This is a genomic window from Bradyrhizobium sp. Mp27, from assembly GCF_029953005.1.
In the GTDB taxonomy this organism is placed as follows: domain Bacteria; phylum Pseudomonadota; class Alphaproteobacteria; order Rhizobiales; family Xanthobacteraceae; genus Bradyrhizobium; species Bradyrhizobium barranii.
In genome coordinates this window covers 1-22,091 of sequence record NZ_JASAUS010000010.1, presented here as the reverse complement: position 1 = coordinate 22,091, position 22,091 = coordinate 1, and the positions used below count along the sequence as shown (strand labels likewise).

Annotated in this window: 22 protein-coding genes and 1 pseudogene; 16 read left to right on the top strand and 7 right to left on the bottom strand. The window is 64.3% G+C overall.

Going from position 1 to position 22,091, the window contains the following annotated elements; translation table 11 throughout:
* Window positions 1–7: 7 nt before the first annotated feature.
* The 5 genes from QJT78_RS09020 (at window position 8) to QJT78_RS09000 (ending at window position 4,538) form a co-directional block, all read left to right on the top strand.
* Window positions 8–841, top strand: coding sequence for a cytochrome c oxidase subunit II (locus QJT78_RS09020; RefSeq protein WP_028146701.1), 834 nt, complete (start codon window positions 8–10; stop codon window positions 839–841).
* 78 nt (window positions 842–919) lie between these two features.
* Complete coding sequence (locus QJT78_RS09015) at window positions 920–2,698, top strand: cbb3-type cytochrome c oxidase subunit I (RefSeq protein ID WP_028146702.1); 1,779 nt, start codon at window positions 920–922, stop codon at window positions 2,696–2,698.
* On the top strand, window positions 2,695–3,399 hold the full coding sequence (locus QJT78_RS09010) for a cytochrome c oxidase subunit 3 (RefSeq protein ID WP_028146703.1): 705 nt from the start codon (window positions 2,695–2,697) through the stop codon (window positions 3,397–3,399). The genes QJT78_RS09015 and QJT78_RS09010 overlap by 4 nt, the downstream gene beginning before the upstream one ends.
* Before the next feature lie 14 nt (window positions 3,400–3,413).
* Entirely contained in the window at window positions 3,414–4,136 is a 723-nt protein-coding gene (locus QJT78_RS09005; protein WP_028146704.1) for a heme-copper oxidase subunit III family protein, read from the top strand.
* A gap of 9 nt (window positions 4,137–4,145) precedes the next feature.
* Entirely contained in the window at window positions 4,146–4,538 is a 393-nt protein-coding gene (locus QJT78_RS09000) for a cytochrome C oxidase subunit IV family protein (RefSeq protein ID WP_028146705.1), read from the top strand.
* Window positions 4,539–4,702: 164 nt separating this feature from the next.
* On the opposite strand, the gene QJT78_RS08995 is transcribed toward QJT78_RS09000, so the two are convergent.
* The 3 genes from QJT78_RS08995 to QJT78_RS08985 are packed head-to-tail and all read right to left on the bottom strand — an operon-like array spanning window position 4,703 to window position 8,224.
* Entirely contained in the window at window positions 4,703–6,460 is a 1,758-nt protein-coding gene (locus QJT78_RS08995) for an NAD+ synthase (RefSeq protein ID WP_028146706.1), read from the bottom strand.
* A 17-nt stretch (window positions 6,461–6,477) separates the two neighbouring features.
* The gene (locus QJT78_RS08990) at window positions 6,478–6,831 is read right to left on the bottom strand and encodes a diacylglycerol kinase (protein WP_014496149.1); all 354 of its coding nucleotides are present in this window, start codon (window positions 6,829–6,831) and stop codon (window positions 6,478–6,480) included.
* Window positions 6,832–6,835: 4 nt separating this feature from the next.
* Complete coding sequence (locus QJT78_RS08985) at window positions 6,836–8,224, bottom strand: 3-deoxy-7-phosphoheptulonate synthase class II (RefSeq protein WP_028146707.1); 1,389 nt, start codon at window positions 8,222–8,224, stop codon at window positions 6,836–6,838.
* A gap of 182 nt (window positions 8,225–8,406) precedes the next feature.
* Between QJT78_RS08985 and QJT78_RS08980 the strand changes: the two genes are divergently transcribed.
* A complete protein-coding gene (locus tag QJT78_RS08980) occupies window positions 8,407–9,303 on the top strand; it encodes an alpha/beta fold hydrolase (RefSeq protein ID WP_028146708.1) in 897 nt (298 codons plus the stop codon).
* A gap of 4 nt (window positions 9,304–9,307) precedes the next feature.
* Here the strand turns inward: QJT78_RS08980 and QJT78_RS08975 are convergent, their stop codons facing one another.
* A complete protein-coding gene (locus QJT78_RS08975; protein ID WP_028146709.1) occupies window positions 9,308–9,571 on the bottom strand; it encodes a hypothetical protein in 264 nt (87 codons plus the stop codon).
* A 188-nt stretch (window positions 9,572–9,759) separates the two neighbouring features.
* Entirely contained in the window at window positions 9,760–11,244 is a 1,485-nt protein-coding gene (locus QJT78_RS08970; RefSeq protein WP_028146710.1) for an aldehyde dehydrogenase family protein, read from the bottom strand.
* 113 nt (window positions 11,245–11,357) lie between these two features.
* On the opposite strand from QJT78_RS08970, the gene QJT78_RS08965 reads away from it, so the two are divergent.
* From QJT78_RS08965 to QJT78_RS08950, 4 genes are all read left to right on the top strand, one after another.
* Window positions 11,358–12,440, top strand: coding sequence for a substrate-binding domain-containing protein (locus tag QJT78_RS08965; RefSeq protein WP_028146711.1), 1,083 nt, complete (start codon window positions 11,358–11,360; stop codon window positions 12,438–12,440).
* Window positions 12,441–12,574: 134 nt separating this feature from the next.
* Complete coding sequence (locus QJT78_RS08960) at window positions 12,575–13,321, top strand: glutamine amidotransferase (RefSeq protein WP_028146712.1); 747 nt, start codon at window positions 12,575–12,577, stop codon at window positions 13,319–13,321.
* A gap of 6 nt (window positions 13,322–13,327) precedes the next feature.
* The gene (locus QJT78_RS08955) at window positions 13,328–14,755 is read left to right on the top strand and encodes an NAD-dependent succinate-semialdehyde dehydrogenase (RefSeq protein WP_028146713.1); all 1,428 of its coding nucleotides are present in this window, start codon (window positions 13,328–13,330) and stop codon (window positions 14,753–14,755) included.
* Between the two features lie 8 nt (window positions 14,756–14,763).
* Complete coding sequence (locus tag QJT78_RS08950; protein WP_028146714.1) at window positions 14,764–15,549, top strand: methyltransferase domain-containing protein; 786 nt, start codon at window positions 14,764–14,766, stop codon at window positions 15,547–15,549.
* Window positions 15,550–15,563: 14 nt separating this feature from the next.
* Here QJT78_RS08950 and QJT78_RS08945 read toward each other — a convergent pair whose 3' ends face one another.
* Window positions 15,564–16,355 (bottom strand): LuxR C-terminal-related transcriptional regulator, encoded by a 792-nt coding sequence (locus QJT78_RS08945; protein WP_135214413.1) that lies wholly within the window; start codon window positions 16,353–16,355, stop codon window positions 15,564–15,566.
* Window positions 16,356–16,775: 420 nt separating this feature from the next.
* Between QJT78_RS08945 and QJT78_RS08940 the strand changes: the two genes are divergently transcribed.
* From QJT78_RS08940 to QJT78_RS08915, 6 genes are all read left to right on the top strand, one after another.
* On the top strand, window positions 16,776–18,008 hold the full coding sequence (locus QJT78_RS08940; RefSeq protein ID WP_038952593.1) for an acyl-CoA dehydrogenase family protein: 1,233 nt from the start codon (window positions 16,776–16,778) through the stop codon (window positions 18,006–18,008).
* Between the two features lie 27 nt (window positions 18,009–18,035).
* Window positions 18,036–18,584 (top strand): NAD(P)H-dependent oxidoreductase, encoded by a 549-nt coding sequence (locus QJT78_RS08935; protein WP_281460215.1) that lies wholly within the window; start codon window positions 18,036–18,038, stop codon window positions 18,582–18,584.
* A 42-nt stretch (window positions 18,585–18,626) separates the two neighbouring features.
* The gene (locus tag QJT78_RS08930) at window positions 18,627–19,427 is read left to right on the top strand and encodes an alpha/beta fold hydrolase (RefSeq protein ID WP_049807480.1); all 801 of its coding nucleotides are present in this window, start codon (window positions 18,627–18,629) and stop codon (window positions 19,425–19,427) included.
* A gap of 25 nt (window positions 19,428–19,452) precedes the next feature.
* On the top strand, window positions 19,453–19,896 hold the full coding sequence (locus QJT78_RS08925; RefSeq protein ID WP_028159377.1) for a cupin domain-containing protein: 444 nt from the start codon (window positions 19,453–19,455) through the stop codon (window positions 19,894–19,896).
* Between the two features lie 118 nt (window positions 19,897–20,014).
* Window positions 20,015–21,226 (top strand): MFS transporter, encoded by a 1,212-nt coding sequence (locus QJT78_RS08920; protein ID WP_038952592.1) that lies wholly within the window; start codon window positions 20,015–20,017, stop codon window positions 21,224–21,226.
* A gap of 145 nt (window positions 21,227–21,371) precedes the next feature.
* Window positions 21,372–21,746: a winged helix-turn-helix domain-containing protein gene (locus QJT78_RS08915; protein ID WP_028146721.1), complete on the top strand. Its 375-nt coding sequence runs from the start codon at window positions 21,372–21,374 to the stop codon at window positions 21,744–21,746.
* Between the two features lie 48 nt (window positions 21,747–21,794).
* Here QJT78_RS08915 and QJT78_RS08910 read toward each other — a convergent pair.
* Window positions 21,795–22,091 (bottom strand): annotated as a pseudogene (locus tag QJT78_RS08910) (hypothetical protein); the annotation flags it as partial.

Below are 22,091 nucleotides of genomic sequence, written 5' to 3'. Positions count from 1 at the left end.
GATCAGGATGGCTGTCGCTCTGATACTGCTTCTGGTCGCGATCGGCTCGGTGCTGTTTCACCTCTACAGCCCGTGGTGGTGGACGCCGATCGCCACGAACTGGGCCTATATCGACCACACCATCAGCATCACGTTCTGGATCACGGGCTTCGTTTTCGTCGCGGTCATCGCCTTCATGGCCTATTGCGTCTTCCGCTTTCACCACAAGGAGGGAAGACGGGCTGACTACAATCCGGAAAACAAAAAGCTCGAATGGTGGCTCAGCGTCGGAACCGGCGTCGGCGTCGCGGCCATGCTGGCGCCTGGCCTCGTGGTCTGGCACCAGTTCGTGACGGTGCCTGCGGATGCCACCGAGGTCGAGGTCATGGGCCAGCAATGGCAATGGAGCTTCCGCCTTCCGGGCAAGGATGGGCGGCTGGGCACATCCGATGTCCGCAACATCGCTTCCGACAATCCGATGGGGCTCAATCGTGACGACCCGCACGCGCAGGACGACGTCGTGATCGAGAACGGCGACCTGCACCTTCAAATGGGAAAGCCGGTCAAGGTTCTGCTCCGCTCGGTTGATGTCCTGCACGATTTCTACGTGCCCGAATTCCGCGCCAAGATGGACATGGTCCCTGGCATGGTGACCTATTTCTGGATAACGCCGATCCGAACCGGAACGTTCGATGTTCTATGTGCGGAGCTTTGTGGCGCTGCTCATTATCAGATGCGGGCCAAGGTCATCGTCGACGAAGAGCGCGAATATCACGCTTGGCTGGAGCAACAAAAGACGTTTGCCGAATTGTCGCCGGCAAGAGCTGTCGTGAGGGCGACGTACCAATCCGGCGGCAAGTAGCAGGCTGCCGCTGCGAAGATGGATCGGGTGCTCGAGGCCAACGCCTCACCCCCGATGGAAACGACCGAGGAGGTTTCTATGGTCGATATTCCATATGAAGGGATCGCAGGCATCCCGCCTGCCGAAGTACCTGATGTCGAGCTCTATCATCCAAGGAGCTGGTGGACACGATATGTCTTCTCGCAGGACGCCAAGGTCATCGCCATTCAGTATTCGCTGACGGCCTCGGCCATCGGGCTGGTGGCCCTGGCGCTGTCGTGGCTGATGCGACTGCAACTGGGATTCCCCGGCACCTTCTCTTTCATCGATGCCAACCAGTACCTCCAGTTCATCACCATGCACGGCATGATCATGGTAATCTATCTGCTCACCGCATTGTTCCTAGGCGGCTTCGGCAACTACCTGATCCCGCTGATGGTCGGCGCCCGGGACATGGTCTTCCCTTATGTGAACATGCTGAGCTACTGGGTCTACCTGCTCGCAGTCCTGGTGCTGGCCTCGACATTCTTCGTGCCGGGCGGCCCCACCGGCGCCGGCTGGACGCTATACCCGCCGCAAGCCATCCTCTCCGGAACGCCCGGGCAGGATTGGGGCATCATTCTCATGATGTCGTCCCTGATCCTGTTCATCATCGGCTTCACCATGGGCGGGCTGAATTACGTGGTCACGGTGCTCCAGGCGCGCACCCGCGGCATGACATTGATGCGCCTGCCCCTGACGGTGTGGGGCATTTTCACGGCGACCGTCATGGCGCTGCTGGCATTCCCTGCACTCTTCGTTGCCTCGGTCATGCTGCTGCTCGACCGTCTCCTGGGAACCAGCTTCTTCATGCCCTCCCTCGTCGAGATGGGCACGCTTTCGAAATATGGCGGCGGCAGCCCGCTGCTCTTCCAGCACCTGTTCTGGTTCTTCGGCCACCCCGAGGTCTACATCGTTGCCCTGCCCGCCTTCGGCATCGTCTCGGATCTAATCAGCACGCATGCGCGCAAGAACATCTTTGGTTACCGCATGATGGTCTGGGCCATCGTGGGGATTGGTGCGCTCAGCTTCGTCGTGTGGGCGCACCACATGTATGTGAGCGGCATGTTCCCGCAATTCGGGTACTTCTTCGCCACCACGACGCTCATCATCGCGATCCCCACCGCGATCAAGGTCTATAACTGGGTGCTGACCCTGTGGCGCGGCGACATTCATCTCAGGGTGCCGATGCTGTTCGCCCTCGGCTTCATCATCACCTTCGTGAATGGCGGCCTCACCGGCCTCTTCCTCGGCAACGTCGTCGTGGACGTGCCCCTCTCGGACACCATGTTCGTGGTCGCGCATTTCCACATGGTGATGGGCGTGGCACCGATCATGGTCGTGCTCGGCGCGATCTATCATTGGTACCCCAAGGTCACGGGGCGGATGCTGAACGACGTCCTGGGCAAGTTTCACTTCTGGGTCACCTTCCTCGGCGCCTACCTGATCTTCTTCCCCATGCACTATCTTGGACTGCTCGGGGTTCCGCGCCGGTATTTCGAACTCGGCGACACGGCGTTCATCCCGTCCTCGGCCCATACACTGAACGCCTTCATCTCCGTGGTGGCCCTGACCGTCGGCTTCAGCCAGATGGTGTTCCTGTTCAATCTTGCCTGGAGCCTGTTCAAGGGTGAGGCCTCGGGCGGCAATCCGTGGCGGGCGACGACGCTGGAGTGGCAGACGCCGGAGACGCCCCCAGGGCACGGCAATTGGGGCAAGGAGCTCCCGGTCGTGTACCGCTGGGCCTATGACTACAGTGTGCCCGGCGCCGCGGAGGACTTCATTCCGCAGAACCAGCCGCCACGCGCGACGCAGCTCGTTCAGGGAGCTGCTTCGTGAGCGCCATCATCCTGTTCCTGGCTGTGCTTGCGGTGATCGCCGGATGGTGGCTGTCGCAGCAGCGGCTGATGGCCAAGCCCTGGCTGGAGGAAGGCTCGGTCGGTGACTTCCCCGGCGGCGATAGCATGACCTGGCCGGCAGCGAAGGTCGGACTTGGCGTGTTTCTCGCTGTCGCGAGCGCACTGTTCGTCCTCTTCATCAGCGCCTACTCGATGCGCATGAGCGTGGTGGACTGGCGGCCGCTGCCGGTCCCGCGGCTGCTGTGGGTCAACACGGGCGTCCTGGTCCTGAGCAGTGTCGCGCTGCAATGGTCGTACGTGGCTGCCGGGCGACACGATACCGAGAGCGTCAAGATCGGTCTGCTCGCTGGCGGAGCATCTGCCGTGATCTTCCTCGCCGGACAGCTCCTGGCCTGGCAACGGCTCGGGGCTGCCGGATATTTCGTGGCGTCCAATCCGGCCAATTCCTTCTTCTACCTGTTGACTGCGGTGCACGGGCTGCATCTGACGGGCGGACTGGTGGCCCTCGGGCGAACCTCGGCCAAGGTGTGGCGCGGCACCGAGATCGCCGACATGCGCTTGAGCGTGGAGCTGTGCGCCATCTACTGGCACTTCCTGCTGCTGGTCTGGCTTGTCCTGCTCGGACTTCTCACGGGCTGGACCGACGATTTCGTCAACATCTGCCGTCAATTGCTGAGCTAGGGAGGCGAGACCAGATGGCCGAGACCGTGCTGACACATTCGGGCCAATCGCCTGCGCGGCTTGAAGGCTGGCGCGGCATCGCCGCCGACTGGGCGTCCGATCAGCGCGCCTTCAAGAACGTGTCCTGGGGCAAGGCCATGATGTGGATCTTCCTCCTCAGCGACACCTTCATCTTCAGTTGCTTCCTGCTCTCCTACATGACGGCGCGCATGTCGACGACCGTGCCGTGGCCGAATCCCAGCGAAGTCTTCGCCCTCAATATCGGGGGCCACCACATCCCGCTGATCCTGATCGCCATCATGACCTTCGTCCTGATCAGCAGCAGCGGAACAATGGCGATGGCCGTCAATTTCGGCTACCGCCGCGATCGCGTGAGAACAGCAATCCTCATGCTGGTCACGGCGGCCTTCGGCGCAACCTTCGTCGGAATGCAGGCGTTCGAATGGACCAAGCTGATCATGGAGGGCGTTCGACCCTGGGGCAATCCATGGGGCGCGGCGCAGTTTGGCTCAAGCTTTTTCATGATCACCGGCTTCCACGGCACCCACGTGACGATCGGCGTGATCTTCCTGATCGCGATCGCGCGAAAGGTCTGGCGTGGAGACTTCGACGTCGAGAGGCGCGGCTTCTTCACAAGCCGCAAGGGCTATTACGAGATCGTCGAGATCACGGGCCTGTACTGGCACTTCGTCGATCTCGTGTGGGTATTCATCTTTGCGTTCTTCTATCTTTGGTGAGGTCGGCGCATGACAAACGCGGCGGTACACATGGAAGGCCAGCTCCACGCTCCGGCGCACGGCGCAGTCGCAACCGCAGCCGTGCACGCCAAGGGGCAACAGCACCCGATCAGGCTCTACCTCGTGGTCTGGGGCTGGCTGTTCGTCCTCAGCACGTGCTCCTACCTCGTCGACTACTTTGGCCTACACGGCTACCTCAGATGGTCGCTGATCCTGTTGTTCATGGTGTTGAAGGCCGGCCTGATCGTCGCCGTCTTCATGCACATGGCCTGGGAGCGACTGGCCCTCGCCTATGCCATCCTGCTGCCGCCGATCGCGGTGCTGGTGTTTGTGGCCATCATGGTGCTCGAATCCGAATACACCCACTTGCTTCGGGTGCTGTTCTTCGCAACCCCGTCGTAGCAGCAAGCTGATTTCGCAATGTCATGCCCCGCGAAGGCGGGGCATCGAGTAACCCGTGTCAGCAGTCGGTTCCTACAATGCCCGCCACGGAGTACTGGATCATCCGCCTTCGCGGATGATGACAGCGGTGGGGCGCCATCGCCTGCCCCGCTGCACGGCTCGCATCAGCCCTCGAACGCGTCGATCGACGCCGTGCTGCCGCGCGAGACCAGCGTCTCGTCCGCCGCGGGCGACGGCTCGCCCTTGTCGCGAAAGCGGTTGGTGATGGGATAGCGGCGGTCGCGGCCGAAATTCCTGGCCGTCACCTTCACGCCCGGTGCGGCCTGGCGGCGCTTGTATTCGGCGACGTTGAGCAGATGATCGATGCGGGTGACCGTCTCGCGGTCGAAGCCGGCGGCGATGATCTTGTCGAGCGGCTCCTCGCGCTCGATGAGACGCTCCAGGATGGCGTCGAGCACGTCATAAGGCGGCAGCGAGTCCTGGTCGGTCTGGTTCTCGCGCAGCTCCGCCGTCGGCGGGCGCGTGATGATATCGGGAGGAATGACCTCGCCCGCAGGTCCGAGCGCGCCGTCGGGCTTCCAGTGGTTGCGCAGCGCGGCCAGCCGAAACACCTGCGTCTTGTAGATGTCCTTGATCGGATTGAAGCCGCCGTTCATGTCGCCATAGAGCGTGGCGTAGCCGACCGACATTTCCGACTTGTTGCCTGTTGTCACCACCATCAGCCCGGTCTTGTTGGAGATCGCCATCAGCAGCGTGCCGCGGGTGCGGGCCTGCAGGTTTTCCTCGGTGATATCGGGCGGCAGATTCTTGAAGATGCCGGACAGGATGGTTTCGAAGCCGGTCACGGCTTCAGCGATCGGCAGCACCTCGTAGCGGATTCCGAGATGCCCGGCGAGCTCGCCCGCGTCCGCGATCGAGCTCGCCGCGGTGTAGCGATAAGGCAGCATCACGCCGTGCACCTGGTCGGCACCGAGCGCATCGACCGCGATCGCCGCGCAGAGAGCGGAGTCGATGCCGCCGGAAATGCCGAGCAGCACGCCGGGAAAGCCGTTCTTGGCGACATAGTCGCGCAAGCCCAACACGCAAGCCGCATAGTCGGCGTGGTCGCCCTCGGGCTGCGCAGCAATCGGCCCGGCGCAGCGCCAGTCGTCGCCGTTCCTGGTGAAGCGCAATGTGGTGACGCTCTCTTCGAACGCCGGCAATTGCGCCGCAAGCGAGAGATCGCCGTTGAGCGCGAAGGAACCGCCGTCGAACACCAGCTCGTCCTGGCCGCAAACCTGGTTGAGATAGACCAGCGGCAGACCGCTCTCGGTGACGCGCGCCACGGCGACCGAGAGGCGCACGTCGCTCTTGTCGCGGGCGTAGGGCGAGCCGTTCGGCACCAGGATGATCTCGGCGCCGGTCTCCGCCAGCGTCTCGACCACGTTCTCGTAGTCCTCGGACTCCTCCAGCCAGATGTCCTCGCAGATCGGCACGCCGATGCGCACGCCGCGCACGGTCACGGGACCTGCGGCAGGGCCGCGCGAAAACAGCCGCTTCTCGTCGAACACGCCGTAATTCGGCAGATTGCACTTGAAGCGCAAGGCGGCGATTTTTCCGCCATCGAGCAGCGCGCAGGCATTATGGAGCCTGCCGTCCTCGATCCAGGGCGTGCCGACCAGCAGCGCCGGGCCGCCGTCGGCGGTCTCGCGCGCGAGCGCCTCGATCGCGGCGCGGCAGGCGTCCTGGAACGCCGGCTTCTGCACCAGATCTTCCGGCGGGTAGCCCGCGATGAACAATTCCGGAAACAGCACGAGATCGGCGCCGTCGGACCTGGCTTGCACGCGCGCGGCACGCACCTTCGCGGCATTGCCCTCGATGTCGCCCATGGTCGGATTGAGCTGGGCGAGCGTGACCGCGAATACGTTGAGACGTTCGGTCATGGCCGCCGCACTCCGCTTCAGAGGAACCCCAATCGCTCGACGATGGCGATGATCCAGAACGCGCCGGCCATCAGCAGCGCAACGCCGACCGCGGCCGAGCCCATGTCCTTGACCCGGCCGATCTGCTTGTCGTGATCCATGGTCAGCCGGTCGGCAAGCTTCTCGATCGCGGTGTTGAGCAGCTCGACCGTCAGCACGAACGCAACCGAACAGACCAGCTCGACCGCCCGCAGCGCCGTCGCGGCGACGAACCATGCCAGCGGCACCGACAGGATGAGCGCAAAAATCTCCTCGCGAACGGCCTGCTCCGACCGGAACGCGAAGGCCAGACCGTTGCGTGAATTGATCGTCGCCTTCCAGATCCGCAGCAAGGTGTTAGAGCCCCGCGGCGACCGGCATCGGCCTGGCCTTGCCGGCGCGTTCCTGCTTGAGGAGCTCCGCGATCAGGAAAGCCATGTCGATCGATTGCTCGGCATTGAGGCGGGGATCGCAGACCGTGTGGTAGCGGTCGTTGAGATCCTCGTCGGTGATCGCGCGGGCGCCGCCGATGCACTCGGTGACGTCCTGACCGGTCATCTCCAGATGCACGCCGCCGGCGTGCGTGCCTTCCGCCGCGTGGATAGTGAAGAACGACTTCACCTCCGACAGGACGCGGTCGAACGGGCGTGTCTTGTAGCCCGACGTCGAGGTGATGGTGTTGCCGTGCATCGGATCGCACGACCACACCACAACCCTGCCCTCGCGCTTCACGGCGCGGATCAGTCCCGGCAGATGGTCGGCGACCTTGTCGGAGCCGAAACGGTTGATCAGCGTCAGCCGACCCGGCTCATTGTCGGGGTTGAGCACGTCGATCAGCTTCAAGAGCTCGTCGGGCTTGAGCGACGGGCCGCACTTCAGGCCGATCGGGTTCTTGATGCCGCGGAAATATTCGACATGGCCGTGGTCGAGCTGCCGGGTGCGGTCGCCGATCCAGATCATGTGGCCCGAGGTCGCGTACCAGTCGCCGGTGGTGGAATCGACGCGGGTCATGGCCTGCTCGTAGCCGAGCAGCAGTGCCTCGTGGCTGGTGTAGAAATCGGTGGAGCGCAGCTCGGGATGGGCCTCGAGATCGAGGCCACAGGCGCGCATGAAATTGAGCGCGTCCGAGATGCGGTCGGCCAGCTCCTTGTAGCGGCGGGACTGCGGGCTATCCTTGAGGAAGCCGAGCATCCACTCATGCACGCTGCCGAGATTGGCGTAACCACCGGTCGCGAACGCACGGAGCAGGTTGAGCGTCGCAGCCGACTGGCGATAGGCCATCAGCTGGCGCTGCGGGTCCGGCACGCGCGCTTCCCTGGTGAAGGCGATGTCGTTGACGATGTCGCCGCGATAGCTCGGCAGCTCGACGCCGTTCATCTTCTCGGTCGGCGACGACCGCGGTTTTGCGAATTGGCCGGCAATGCGGCCAACCTTCACCACCGGCACCGCGCCGGCATAGGTCAGCACCACCGCCATCTGGAGCAGCACGCGGAAGAAATCGCGGATGTTGTTGGCGCCGTGCTCGGCAAAGCTCTCGGCGCAATCGCCGCCCTGGAGCAGGAAGGCCTCGCCGGCCGCAACGCGCCCCAGCGCCTTCTTCAGATTGCGCGCCTCGCCCGCGAACACCAGCGGCGGAAAGGTCGCAAGCTGCGCCTCGACGTCGGCCAAGGCCTTGGCGTCGGGATAATCGGGCACCTGTAGCACCGGCTTGCTGCGCCAGGACTCGGGCGTCCACCGCTCGGACATCGCAATCTCTCCGTGAAGTAAAAAAGCACAACCTGATCTGTGGGTTGCGAGGGCCGCCTTATACACAGCCCGGTCCCCCGCCGCCAGTTGTAAATCCATTTCGCACTGCAAACCCTTGCGGGGAAAGCCGAATTCGCATTTGCTGAGGGCCGGCAAGGAAACCGGCAGGACATTGGCTGCCCATGGGCGCGGCGCGCGACGACGTTTTCATCGACGAGATCACCTTCCCGGCGACGGACGGGTATCCGCTGGCAGGCACGCTGTTCCTGCCGCGCGGTACCAAGCGCCATGCCGTGCTGATCAACTCCGCCACCGCCGTCCCGCGAAAAATCTACCGCGGCTTTGCCTCCTACCTCGCCCATCGCGGCTGCGCGGTCTTGACCTACGATTATCGCGGCATCGGCGATTCCCGGCAGCCGGCGATGGTCGGCTACAACCAGCCGAAATCGCTGGTCGGATTCAGGGCCTCGATGTCGGACTGGGCCGCGCAGGACGTCACCGCCGCGGTGCGCTGGATGCGCGAGCGCTACACCACCCTGACGCTCGCCTATGTCGGCCACTCCTTCGGCGGCCAGGCGCTGGGGTTGATCGAAAACAACAGCGACATCTCGCGCGCCGCCTTCGTGGCCTCGCAGGCCGCGACCTGGCGGCTGATGGCGTCGCCGGAAAAATATCGCGTCTACGCCTTCATGAATTTCGTCGGTGTGCCGCTCGTCCACGCGCTCGGCTACGCGCCGGCCTGGGCCGGCATCGGCGAGGATCTGCCCAAGGGCGTCTTCCTGCAATGGGCCGATTGGGTCTCCAGCCCGCGCTATCTGTTCGACTCCAAATTACCGGCGCTGGAGAACTTCGCAAAGTTCAAGGGCGAGCTGCGTGCGCTCTGCTTCTCCGACGATCCCTGGGCGACGCGACCCGCGGTCGAGCTGCTCGCGAGCGGCTTCACCGCGATCAAGCCGGAGGTACTGACGGTGAAGCCGTCCGACGTCGGCGCCAAGGCGATCGGCCATTTCGGCTTCTTCCGCCCCGAGCACCGCGACACGCTGTGGCGCGGCGTGGCGGAATGGATCCAGGGGGAGTGAAACGTTAGCGGATGATCGTCGTCAGAGACGAGTAGCGCCGGTTCGGCTTGGCCTCGCCCGGTGCAAACTGCGCGAAGGCCTCGCTGACGCGGACCGCCGGCGGCGTGTCGCTGGCGAAGCGGAATTCCTTCGGCTTCGGCGCGTAGAAGCTGGCGCTGTAATAGGCGTCGTCGAAACGCGCCTCGCCGACGCCGAACAATGCGTCGCAGACGAACAGGAGCGCGTAGACTCCCGCAACCGCCGCAACGATCTCCCTGAGAACAGACATGCCGATGCCCCAACCTTTGGCAGGCAGGATGCACGCCGGTTCCAAAGCGGAGGTTTAAGGCAGCAGCCTTCTTGTCCGCAGGGTTTTCCGCCACTGAGCGGAATGCAGACAATTTTATCGATGTCGAAAAGGGGACCCGCCTGACCGGATGATCAGGCGGGCCCAGGATTGGCCGATCGGGAGGTTAATCAGACGGCCAGATTCATCCAGACAGCCTTGGGCTCAGTGAAATTGTCGAGCGCGGCGGTGCCGTGCTCACGGCCGAGGCCGGAGTCGCGCTCGCCGCCCCAGGGCAGGCGCACGTCGGTGTAGCCATAGGTGTTCATCCAGACCGTGCCCGCGCGCGCCCACTTGGCGAAGCGCTGGAGCTTGCCGATGTCGCGGCTCCAGACGCCGGCGGCGAGGCTGTAGGCCGTGCCGTTGGCGATCCTGAGCGCGTCGGCCTCGTCCTTGAACTTGATGACGCTGACGACGGGGCCAAAGATCTCCTCCTGCGAGATCCGCATTTCGTGTGCGACGCCTGCGAACACCGCGGGGCTGATAAAATAGCCGCGATCACCGACTTTCTCGCCGCCGGTGACGAGGGTCGCGCCCTCCTTCTGGCCGATGTCGACATAGTCGAGGATCGACTTCATCTGCTTCTCGGAGATGACGGGGCCGAGCGCCGTCTTGCGATCGAGCGGATCGCCGATCCTGAGCGACTTTGCGCGCGCGGCGAGGCGCTCGACGACCTCGTCATAGGCCTTCTCCTGCACCAGCACGCGGGAGCCGGCCGAGCACACTTGGCCGGCATTGAAGAAGATGCCGGAAGCAGCTGCCTTGGACGCCGCTTCGAGATCGGCATCGTCGAAGATGACGTTGGCCGACTTGCCGCCGAGCTCGAGCGAGACGCGCTTGAAGTTGCTGGCCGCGCCCTTCATGATTCCACGGCCGACGCCGGGCGAGCCGGTGAAGGTGACCTTGTCCACATCGGGGTGATTGACCAGCGCGTCGCCGACGACCCGGCCCGGACCGGTGACGACGTTGAAGACGCCCGGCGGCAGGCCCGCCTCGAGCGCAAGCTCGGCGATGCGCAGCGCCGACAGCGAGGTCAGCTCGGCAGGTTTCATCACGATGGTGCAGCCACAGGCCAGCGCCGGCGCGAGCTTCCACATGCCGATCATCAGCGGGAAATTCCAGGGCACGATCGCCGCGACCACGCCGACCGGCTCACGCACGGTATAAGTCAACGCATCGTCACGTACCGGCACGACGTCGCCGCTGATCTTGTCGGCCCAGCCGGCGTAGTAGATCAGCGTGTCGACCGCGGCCGGAAAATCCTGGCGCGTCGTCGCGGAGATCGGCTTGCCGGCATCGATCGACTCGAGCTCGATGATTTCTTCCGAGTGCTGCTTGAGCAGGTCCGCCCAGCGCAGCAGGATCTGGCCGCGCTCGGAGGCACGCATCGTGCGCCACGGACCTTCGAATGCCCGGCGCGCGGCTGCCACGGCGTGCTCGACATCGGCCTCGCCGCCTTCGGCCACGACGGCGATGACCTGCCCGGTGGCGGGATTGAGGGATTTGAAGCTACGGCCGGAGCTGGCGGGGACGCGGCGGCCGTCGATGAGCAGATGCTGCGGCCGGGCCATGAATTCGGTGGCCGGCGAATGCGCAAAGTCATATGCAACAGACATCATATTTCCTCCTGTTCTGGTATACCAGACTAGGCGCCTATTGCCCGGAGTAAATATGATATGGTTTGCAAATGGACGCCTCACATATGAAGCGCAGTTCATAAGGATTTCAGATGCTTCAGATCGAGATCGAGGCCGTCTGGCGATTTCGCCACGAGGGCAGCCCGCGCACCGCAGTCGTCATGCTCGGCGTGCTCAACGAAATCAGGAAGACCGGAAAGATCACGAGCGCGGCCAGCGATGCGCACCTGTCCTACCGGCACGTCTGGAATCTGATCGAGCAATGGTCGGAGTTCTTCGGAACCCCTCTGGTCGAAACCCAGCGCGGCAAGGGCTCGAAACTCACCCCGTTTGGCGAGCGGCTGGTATGGGCCGGCGAACGCATGCAGGCCCGGCTCGGGCCGCAGCTCGAAAACCTGGCGCAGGAGCTGGCGAGCGAGATCAAGCCGTTCCTCGAACAGCGCCCTTCGGTGATCCGCGTTCATGCCAGCCACGGCTTTGCCGTAGCAAAACTGCGCGAATTCCTCGATCGCGAGCCCGGCATCGGCGTCGATCTGCGCTATGTCAGCAACCAGCATTCGCTGGTCGCGCTGGCGCAAGGCGCCTGCGACCTCTCGGGCCTGCACCTGCCGCACGGCGCCTTGCGGGCCCAGGGCATCAAGGCGGCGCGCGAATGGCTGGATCCGCGCGAGGATCGCATCATCAGTTTCGTCACGCGCGAAATGGGGCTGATGGTCGCGCGCGGCAATCCGCTGCGCATCGCTTCGCTTCAGGATCTCACCGGTCCAAAAGTCCGCTTCGTCAACCGCGACCATGATTCCGGCACGCGGCTGTTGTTCGACCAGCTGCTTGCCGCGAACGGCATCGACGAGAGCAAGATCAACGGCGCGCAGCAGATCGAGTTCACCCACGCCGCCGTCGCGGCCTATGTCGCGAGCGGCATGGCGGATGCGAGTTTTGGCGTCGAGGCGGCCGCCCGCCACTTCGGCCTCGATTTCATCCGCATCCTCACCGAGGATTATTTCTTCGTCTGCAAGCGTGCCTTCCTCGATACCGGGCCGATGCAGCGCATCCTGGAGATCATGCGCAGCGCCGATTTCCGCGCCGCCGTCGCCACCCTGCCCGGCTACGTGCCGTCGGATACCGGCAACGTGACCGGCGTGAAGGCGTTTCTGGAGATGCACGCCGTGCGGTGATGCCGCATGCCGCATGAAGGCCATGCGCGCGGCAGATCCGGCCCGGAACGGTCTGGACGAGGCCCCGGCATACATTATATCTAAACGGATATAACGGATGTCGTCGAAAGCCCCCGCGCAACAGGGTTTTGTGGATGTTTCAACGCCGCCGATCTGCCGTCGCGCTCCGTCACGTGGCCTTCGAGGATCTCGGCCTGCTGGCGCCGATCATGGAGCGCGAGGGCTGGAACGTGTCGTTCTGCGAGGCGCCGGTCGACGATCTCAGCCATTCCTCGATTGGCGATGCCGACCTGCTGATCGTGCTCGGCGGCCCGATCGGCGTCTACGAGACCGAGAGCTATCCGTTCCTCACAAGGGAAATCGACCTGCTGGAGCGCCGCCTTGCGCAACGCCTGCCGACGCTCGGCATCTGCCTTGGCGCGCAGCTGATGGCAAAAGCGCTCGGCGCGCGCGTCTATGCCGGCGGTGTGAAAGAGATCGGCTGGGGGTCGGTCACACTGACGGACGCCGGCCATGCCTCCAGCCTGGAACCGCTCGCCCAGGGCGCGCCGGTTCTGCACTGGCACGGCGACACGTTCGATCTTCCTGACAACGCCGCGCGGCTCGCCTCGAACGAAAATTACAAGAACCAAGCGTTCGCGTTCGGCAACAATGCGCTGGCGTTGCAATTTCACCTCGAAGCCGATCCACGGCAGCTCGAGGAATGGTATGTCGGCCACGCCGTCGAGCTCGCGTCTGCCAAGATTTCGGTGCAGGAGCTTCGCGCCAGGACGGCCGAGGTCTCAAAGACCGTCGCACGCGCCGCCGACCGCGTCTTCACGACATGGCTCGGCCGGCTCGGCCACGGAAACGCCGCAGGCAAAACGGCACAAGCAAGGTGAAGAACGATGGCGGAATATCCTCTGATCGAACTCTACATCGACGGACAATGGAAGCGCGCCAGCGGACAGCCGATCATCAATCCCGCCGACGAGAGCGTGCTGGGCACCGTCCCCACCGCCACCAAGGCCGATCTCGACGACGCGCTCGCCGCCGCAGAGAAAGGTTTTGCGATCTGGCGCAGCACCGCACCCGCCAAGCGCGCGCAGATCATCCTGAAGGCGGCCGCCCTCATCCGCGAACGCGTCGATGTGATGGCCGCCGCGATGACGCTCGAACAGGGCAAGCCGCTCGAACAGGCCAAACTCGAAATCCTGCGCGGCTGCGACATCATCGAATGGGATGCGACCGAAGGCCTGCGGCTCTATGGCCGCGTGATCCCGAGCGAGCCCGGAATGCGCCACACCGTGCTGCGGCAGCCGATCGGCCCGGTCGCGGCGTTCTCGCCGTGGAATTTCCCGATGAGCTCGCCGGCCCGAAAAGTGGCCGGCGCCCTCTCCGCCGGCTGCTCGATCATCCTCAAGGCCTCCGAAGAAACGCCCGCCGGTGCATTCCAGCTCGTGCGCGCCTTCCATGACGCGGGCCTGCCAGCCGGCGTGCTCAATCTCGTGTTCGGCAATCCCGCCGAGATCTCGGAATACCTCATCCCGCAATCGCGTATCCGGCTGGTCACCTTCACCGGCTCCATTCCCGTCGGAAAGCATCTCGCCGAGATGGCCGGCCGCTACATGAAGCCGGCGATCATGGAGCTTGGCGGCCACGCGCCTGTGATCGTCTGCGACGACGTCGATCCCGTCGCAACCGGCGCCGCCTCTGTCATCGGCAAATCGCGCAATGCCGGTCAGGTCTGCGTCGCTCCGACGCGGTTCTTCGTGCAGGAGAATATCTACGAGCAGTTCGCGCAATCCTTCGCCGAGCGCGCCAGCCAGCTCAAGGTCGGCAACGGTCTCGATCCCTCGACGCAGCTCGGACCGCTTGCCAATTCACGCCGGATCGACGCGATGGAAACGCTGGTCGCCGACGCCAAGGCCAAGGGCGCGCGGGTGCTTGCCGGCGGGCAGCGCATCGGCAATCGCGGCTATTTCTTCCCGCTCACCGTGCTCGCTGACCTCCCCGACGATGCCCGCGCCATGAACGAGGAGCCGTTCGGCCCGCTCGCGCTGGTCAATCCGGTCAAGACGCTGGACGAGGCGATCGAGAAGGCCAACGCTCTTCCCTACGGCCTTGCCGCCTACGCCTTCACGCGCTCGGCGAGCAATGCCGAGCGTCTCGCCGAGAGCATCGAGGTCGGCAACCTCTCGATCAACCATTTCGTCGCCTCAGTGGCGGAGACGCCGTTCGGCGGGGTGAAGGACAGCGGTTACGGGCGTGAAGGCGGCACCGAGGGCTTGCAGTGCTACACCGTCGTCAAGAACGTGTCGCATAAGACGCTGTAGGATCGTTCATGCAGGACACCGCACCACGCCACCAGGACGGCAGCGCCGGTGACGCCAATTACGGCGCCATCGGCAAGGGCTATGTGAATTTCCGCCGCCCGGACCCACGCATCGCCGAGCTGATCGACGCGGCGCTCAGCGAGGCCCGCACCATCCTCAATGGCGGTGCGGGCGCCGGCTCCTACGAGCCGGTCGGCCGCACCGTGACGCCGGTCGAGCCGTCGCAATCGATGCGGGCGCTGCGGCCGGCGCATCTTCCCGCCGCGATCGACGCGGTTGCGGAGAAGCTTCCCTTCGAGGACGCCACGTTCGGCGCGGCAATGTCGACCTTCTCGGTGCATCAGTGGAAGAACCTGAACGCCGGCCTCTCCGAGATGCGGCGGGTGACGCGCGGCCCGATCGCGATCATGACCTGCGCCCCCGACGAGCTCGATCACTTCTGGCTCAACGCCTATTGCGCGGAGGTGATCGCGGTCGAGGCTGTCAGATATCCAGCCATCAGGGATATCGCCGAGGGGCTCGGCGGCACGACCGACGTCCTGCCCGTCCCGATCCCGCTCGACTGCACCGACGGTTTCAACGAGGCCTATTACGGCCGCCCCGAGATGCTGCTCGATCCGGCCGCGAGGCTCGCCTGCTCGGCCTGGAGCTTTGTCGCCGACGACGTCGTACGGCGTTTCGAGGACCGTCTCAGCAATGATCTCGTGTCGGGCCGCTGGGACGCGCGGTACGGGCACTATCGGCAGCACCCGACCTTCCTCGGCTCGCTCAAGCTGATCGTCAACCACATCTGACCCGGCGCGGCACCTTATTGCCGAGCGCTCGGACTCAGCAGGCAGGCCGCAAGCTCGGTGCGGTTGTGCACGCCGAAGCGTCGGCACAGGTTCGCGACGTGCTCCTTCACGGTCTGATCGGAAATCCCCATCTCGCGGGCGATTTCCTTGTTGGTCTGGCCGCGGCAGACCCGGATGGCGACGTCCGCGGACCTTGGCGGAAGCGATGCCGAGAGCGTCGCCACCGGCGTCGTTGCCGGCTCGGGGACCCGGATTGCGGCAGGATGGGCGTCGATCGCGCCCGCGTTCGTCATGTTGGTCAAAGCGAGCGAGCCGGCCCGACACAGCATCTCCATGCGCTGCCGCGACCGCATCGTGTACGGCGCGTCCGTATCAGTCGTCGCCGTAAACAGCACGCCGACGATCTTCTGCCCGCACCACAACGGGCCGCCCATGTTGTATGCAAAGCCCCACTCGTGCAGCATCTCGAAGGACGGACTGTGCCGCCATTGCTGCGGACCGATCACCGTTTCGCCGTCGACCGCGCGGCCTTGGGTCATGATGCAGTCGAGCACGGGGTCGCGCTTCCAGAAGCCGGCCCTGTAATTGTCGAGCAGGCCTTCTGCGACGTGCCGGCTGTAGACCAGTTCCGGTTCGAGCCCGTCGAGCAAATAGAGGCCGACGGTCGGCGATCCCGTCAATTCCGTGATCGCCGAGCAGCAGGCAATGCCAAGCGCGCGCACCGAGCGGCTCTCGGCGATGGACATCAGCCGATCTGCGAGCTGGCGCTCGGGCAGACCATCCAAATGCTCCTGCTCGGCTCTCACCGCCACTCCTCGCGCGAACGCGGGGTGTCCTCGGACACACGCGCGTCATTGCCGATTGTTATAGGCTTAAAATTTCTGCCTCGCCTGATCTTTGGTCAAGCGAAAAGAAGCGGCAAAACACTGCTCTCCCGGCCCAGCTTTGCGGCAGAGCAGCATAGCCAACACCCCCCATGATGGGGGATTGCTGGTTCGGCCGCCTCATCTCTAGCATCCCGGTCATCGGGATCGCGTAACGACGTTCGCGCGGTTCCGACGGGGACATCTCGACACCAACGCGAGCCGTTCGTCGCGCGCACCAACAGTCATTGGCGCGTGTGGGCGGAGTCTTGCCCGCGACCGGCGTCTGTTCCGCCCGACCCAGATCTTCGCGTCCAGCAGCGTTGCGCGAAGAACCAACAGCCCGACGTGGAGACACCGACCATGAGCCCTTCCGTGCAACTCGCCGTAAAACCTTCCGCGACCCCGACGGTGGCCGAGTTCCATGCGCGCCTCGACGCGCTGCTACCGCTGGTCGAATCCAGGGCCGCGGAGGCCGAGGCACAGGGCTATCTGACTGACGACGTGGTGGCGGCGCTGCGCAAGGCCGGCATCTACACCATGCTGTTCCCGAAGGAGGTCGGCGGCGCCGAGCTTCTGCCTTACGACGCCATGACCGTGATCGAACGGCTCGCTTACGCACACGCCTCCGCCGGCTGGTGCGTCATCGGCAACAACATGGAAGGCACGACGCTCGCCATCTACATCGAGGACGAAGGCATCAAGAAAGTCTTCGCGGGCGGGCCCGACATCACGATTGCCGGCAACGGCGTGCCGCGCGGCTTCGCCCGACCGGTCGATGGCGGTTACATGATCCGCGGTAACTGGGCCTATGGCAGCGGCATTCAGCACGCCGAGTGGGTCCATTCAGGCTGCTTCGTCACCGACGCATCCGGCAAAGACATGGTGTTCGGCCCGAACGGCCAGCCCAAGATCGTCGTCACCCACCATCCGCGCGCGACCATCAAGTTGATGGGCAATTGGGACGTGCTCGGCCTGCGCGCGACGGGAAGTTTCGACTACACTTTGAGCGAGGGCGACGAGTTGTTCGTGCCCACGCACATGACCTACGATTTTGACATTGATGCGCCGCGCCGAGGTGGTGTGCAGGGTGCACTGGGGCTGGCAGGCTACAGCGCCTGGGCGCATTCCGCCTGGGCCGTCGGTGTCGGCCGCCGCATGCTCGACGAACTCGTCAAGGTGATCGTCCAGCGCCAGGATCCATTCGGCAAGTCGCGCGACAGCGCGAGCTTCAAGTTCCAGTTCGCGCAGGCCGAAGCTCGTTTCCGCGCAGCACGTGCGTTGGTCCACGAAACCTGGAAGGACGTCTCGGAGACTTGTGCCGGCGGTGAAAGTCCGTCGCTGGAGCAGATGACGATGATCAAGCTGTCATTGCGCCACGTCCACGACGTTCTGTCGGACGTCGCCACCTTCGCGCATCGCGCCGCCCGCGGCGCCTCGCTGCACAACACGCCGATGCAGCGGTTCTATCGCGACATCCATTCGGGCACGCAGCACATCCTGATGGCCGACCAGATCGTCGAAGAGTGCGGCCGTGCGCTGCTCGGCCTCCCCGGCCCTGGTGCGCAATGGACGGTCTTCGGGGTGACGGGCTGAGCAGCTACCAGACACGAGGGCGTCGAGGTGAGGACATCCCGCATCGTTGGCTTCTGCGGCAATAGTTGGCGCCCGGCGAAGTCGCGCATGCTGGTGGAAGCCGTCGCTGCCGATCTTCAGGCGCAGCATGGACTGAAGACCACCGTCCTCGACCTTGTCGATGCCGGTTGCGGCATCGCCGGCTTCACCCGGACCGCACTCGATGACAATGCGCGCGCCGTCGTCGACGCCATCGAACAGGCCGATGGCCTCGTGATCGGATGCCCGGTGTTCCAGGGCTCTTATCCCGGATTGTTCAAGCGCGTATTCGACTTGATCGAACCCAGCGTGCTGCGCAATCGCCCGGTGCTGCTCACCGCTGTCGGCGGCGGCCTGCGCCACTCGCTGGTGGTCGAGCACCAGCTCCGCCCACTGTTCGGCTTCTTCGAAGCCTGCACGGTTTCGACGGCAATCTACGCCAGCAGCGGCGAGATCGTACCGGGCGAGCCGCTCGCACCAATGACGGCCGCGCGGCTCGCCAACGCCGTCGAACAATTCGCCTCACTTCTCAGCGGTCGCCAGGAAGCCGCCGCATGACTCACCAACGCCCGGCTCTGCCGCCTTCAACCGGAGATGACCATGCTTGATACCGTCAAACCCTCGCCGGATCTGACCGGCTTCTCCCGCGCGGAATATACGATCAACCGCGTGCGGACCGTCGTCCATAGCATCGGAAGCGGCCCGGCGCTGGTGTTCCTACACGGCACCGGCACCTTCACCGGCTTCGAGATGGCGCGCGATTGGGCGAAGCGGCACACGGTCATCATCCCCTATCATGCAGGCTTTGGCGCCTCCGGCGACGCCGAGACGATCGACACCGTCGAGGATCACGTCCTTCACTACATGGATCTGTTCGACAAGCTCGGCCTTGAGCAGTTCGACCTCGCCGGGTTCTCGCTCGGCGGATGGCTTGCCGCGGAGTTCGCGATCCGTCAGCCGCATCGGGTCCGCAAGCTGGTGCTGGTTGCGCCCGCCGGTCTTGTGGTCGGAAACGCGCCTGCGCCCGGATTGTTCGAGATCGCACCGCAAGAACTGCCAGCCTATCTCGCGCACGATCCGGCCGCGGCACTCCGTTACTTTCCCAAGGCACCCGATCCGGCCTTCGACGCCCAGCTTGGACGCGAGGTCACGGGCTTTGCCAAGCTGATCCGCAGCGAACCGCAGGGCAATCCCAAGCTCGCGCACTGGCTGCATCGGATCACGATGCCGACGCTGGTGCTGTGGGGAGCCGCAGATCGCTTGCGCCCGACCGCCCAGGCAGATGCCTGGAAAGCAGGGCTCCCCGACGCACGCGTGACGCTGGTGCCGGCGACCGGTCATCTCGTGTTCGAGGAAACGCCGTCTTCTGCACACTACGTCACCGATTTTCTCGCCGATTGATCCGTACACAACAGAGGACACCACCATGATCGAGATGCCTCCGGGCGTGACCCCTGCCAAAGAAGGCTTTGGCAACGTCATCTGGAACATTCTGGGCCAGACCTACACGCTGAAGCAGCATTCCGAGGCGTCGATGGCCTGGCATGCCGTGTTTCCGGATGGCACCTTCGTGCCGCCGCACGTGCATCCGACCCAGGATGAATTCGTCTATGTGCTGAGCGGCCGCTACGACCTCTGGCTCGACGGCAAGGACTTTGTCGCCAAGGCCGGCGACCTCGTCCGCATGCCCAAGGGCATCCCCCACGGCATTTTCAACAAGTCGGGTGAAACCGCCACCAGCCTGTTCTGGGTCGCACCGACGCGGTCGCTGAAAGAGCTGTTCGAGCGCATCCACAATCTCCCCGATCCGCAGGAGGTCGTGCGACGTGCCGCCGAACACGAGGTCAACTTCCTGCCGCCGCCCGCCTGAGGCCACGCCGATTCCGTCGACACGCAAACCGCGAGAACCGATGATGACCATGCTGACAATAACTTGGACGTCCATCTCCGAGAACGACCGCCGTCGGATAGCCCGGTGGCAAAAAGGGATGCTGGCGCTCGCCATCCTCTGCGAGATCTTTCTCGCCGCCGACTGGTATGCCTTCGCGGCCGTACTGCCATTCGTCTCCGAGAGCCTCAAGCTCAATCCCGCCGAGGCGGGACTCGCCCAAGGCATCTTTGCGCTGACCTACGGCATCGGCATGGTGGTGTGGTCTCCGGTCAGCCGGTCGATGACGGCGCGCAATATGCTGCTGATCGGGCTTGCGGGCACTGGTATTGGCATGGTGCTCCAGGTGTTCGTGCAAAGTTACACGCAGCTCGTGATGCTCCGGCTCGTGATCGGCTTCTTCGACGCCGGCATCTTCATCGGCAACATGAAGCTGATCTTCGGCTGGTTTCCGCAAAGTCGGCGTGGCTCGGTGGTAGGCATCATCCTCGCCGCCTACAGCCTCGCCATCACCATGGATTTCGCGCTCGGCATTCCCCTGACGATTGCGACCGGTTGGCGGACCTTCTTCGCCGTGCTGGCAATCGGCACGCTGTTCGTCGCGGCGGTCGACGCACTCGTCGTCCGCAACAATCCGCGCGAGCTCGGTATCGACGGTTTCACCTGGGGCAACGAAACACCGCAGGAGCACCTGCCGCTCGGCGAGATCTTCCGCTCGAAATGGATCGCGGTCGGCGGCTTCGGCATCGTGGCCTGCACCTTCGCGATCGCCGGCACCGCCACCTGGGTGGTGCCGGCCTTCATCACAGTACAGCACATGCAGCCGGAAGCCGGCGCTGTCATCGGCACCGTCATGGGGTTGTCGCAGGTGCTGTTCCTGGTAATTGGCGGCTACATGTCCGATCGGCTCGGCAAGCCCTTCATGATCAAACTCACCGCATGTCTCGCTTTCCTGACCGCGCTGATGTTCCTGTGGAGCGTGGTCACACCGATGTCGTTCTCGATGCTGGTGCTGTTTGCAGCACTCAGCGGTATCGCGCTGCTCGGCGGCGGCGCTATCTTCGCCCTGCTCAGCGAAAAATACTCCGACGCGCTCGCACCGGCCGCGATTGGATACGCCGAGGTATTTGGCATCTTCTCGGCCTTCGTGGCGCCCTGGATGATGGGCGCCATCATCAACGCCTCGGCCGGCTCGTTCACCGGCGCCTTCATTGCTTTCGCGGTGGTCGAGCTCATCATCGTCGGCCTTTTGATGATCCTCGCCCGCGAGGACGTCAGTCAAGGCGCGGTGGTCGGAAGCCCCGCGGAATAAGATGCAGCGATCAAGGGCACGGGCTGAAGCCCGTGCCCTGGGGACCTCGACAAAGGTCCATCTTTTGGGAAATCAGGCGCCCTCACCTTGTCCGCGACGGGCAAGAGTGGCAATCTCGCATGCAAGTGCCCCAAGAGACCCCATCATGTCGCGCGTGAGCGCCAAATCCCTTCCCCAACTGAGCCTTCGCATCGACCTCGACGGCGAGGATCGGATCGGGCCCGGCAAGATCGAGCTGTTGGAGCAGATTCGCGAGCAAGGCTCGATCTCGGGGGCGGGCCGGGCCATGGACATGTCCTACAAGCGCGCCTGGGATCTTGTGGACGAGATCAACCGCATCTGCGGACATCCCGTGGTCGAGCCGCAGGCTGGCGGCAAGAACGGCGGCGGCGCGATGCTGACGCCTTTCGGCGAGAAACTTGTTGCGCGCTACCGCAAGATCGAGCGCGACGCCGCCCGCGCGGTGCACAAGGAGCTGGAAGCGCTCAGGAGCGACATCGGCCGTTCGCGGAAATCGTGAACGAGCGAGCGCGCGTGGACGGGTCGCAACCCGGCCGCCGGCGGCTCGCTAGCGCATCCAGCGTGGCAGGGGCAGATTTTTCTGGCGCAGGAACTCCGGGTTGAACAGCTTGGATTGATAGCGCTGTCCGCCATCCGCGAGGATGGTCACGATGGTTTTGCCTGGACCGAGGTCGCGCGCAAGTCGCATGGCTCCAACGATATTGATCGCGCTTGAGCCTCCCAACACCAGTCCAGAGCTGGCCCCGCAAATTCGGACAGTAGCTTGAGTGGATTTTCTGCCTGACAGCGGCGAGGATTCTTGCTGCGAATCAGGAGCGAAGATGACGAAGAAGAGCCGCCGGAC

Bases quoted from the DNA above. Each gene is read 5' to 3' on its own strand.
- QJT78_RS08915 (WP_028146721.1), top strand. From the start codon at position 21,372: ATGTCGCGCGTGAGCGCCAAATCCCTTCCCCAACTGAGCCTTCGCATC.
- QJT78_RS08970 (WP_028146710.1), bottom strand. From the start codon at position 11,244: ATGTCTGTTGCATATGACTTTGCGCATTCGCCGGCCACCGAATTCATG.
- QJT78_RS08955 (WP_028146713.1), top strand. From the start codon at position 13,328: ATGGCGGAATATCCTCTGATCGAACTCTACATCGACGGACAATGGAAG.
- QJT78_RS09005 (WP_028146704.1), top strand. From the start codon at position 3,414: ATGGCCGAGACCGTGCTGACACATTCGGGCCAATCGCCTGCGCGGCTT.
- QJT78_RS08960 (WP_028146712.1), top strand. From the start codon at position 12,575: ATGTTTCAACGCCGCCGATCTGCCGTCGCGCTCCGTCACGTGGCCTTC.
- QJT78_RS08930 (WP_049807480.1), top strand. From the start codon at position 18,627: ATGCTTGATACCGTCAAACCCTCGCCGGATCTGACCGGCTTCTCCCGC.
- QJT78_RS08980 (WP_028146708.1), top strand. From the start codon at position 8,407: ATGGGCGCGGCGCGCGACGACGTTTTCATCGACGAGATCACCTTCCCG.
- QJT78_RS08925 (WP_028159377.1), top strand. From the start codon at position 19,453: ATGATCGAGATGCCTCCGGGCGTGACCCCTGCCAAAGAAGGCTTTGGC.
- QJT78_RS09000 (WP_028146705.1), top strand. From the start codon at position 4,146: ATGACAAACGCGGCGGTACACATGGAAGGCCAGCTCCACGCTCCGGCG.
- QJT78_RS08975 (WP_028146709.1), bottom strand. From the start codon at position 9,571: ATGTCTGTTCTCAGGGAGATCGTTGCGGCGGTTGCGGGAGTCTACGCG.
- QJT78_RS08940 (WP_038952593.1), top strand. From the start codon at position 16,776: ATGAGCCCTTCCGTGCAACTCGCCGTAAAACCTTCCGCGACCCCGACG.
- QJT78_RS09020 (WP_028146701.1), top strand. From the start codon at position 8: ATGGCTGTCGCTCTGATACTGCTTCTGGTCGCGATCGGCTCGGTGCTG.
- QJT78_RS08995 (WP_028146706.1), bottom strand. From the start codon at position 6,460: ATGACCGAACGTCTCAACGTATTCGCGGTCACGCTCGCCCAGCTCAAT.
- QJT78_RS08950 (WP_028146714.1), top strand. From the start codon at position 14,764: ATGCAGGACACCGCACCACGCCACCAGGACGGCAGCGCCGGTGACGCC.
- QJT78_RS09015 (WP_028146702.1), top strand. From the start codon at position 920: ATGGTCGATATTCCATATGAAGGGATCGCAGGCATCCCGCCTGCCGAA.
- QJT78_RS08985 (WP_028146707.1), bottom strand. From the start codon at position 8,224: ATGTCCGAGCGGTGGACGCCCGAGTCCTGGCGCAGCAAGCCGGTGCTA.
- QJT78_RS08920 (WP_038952592.1), top strand. From the start codon at position 20,015: ATGCTGGCGCTCGCCATCCTCTGCGAGATCTTTCTCGCCGCCGACTGG.
- QJT78_RS08965 (WP_028146711.1), top strand. From the start codon at position 11,358: ATGCTTCAGATCGAGATCGAGGCCGTCTGGCGATTTCGCCACGAGGGC.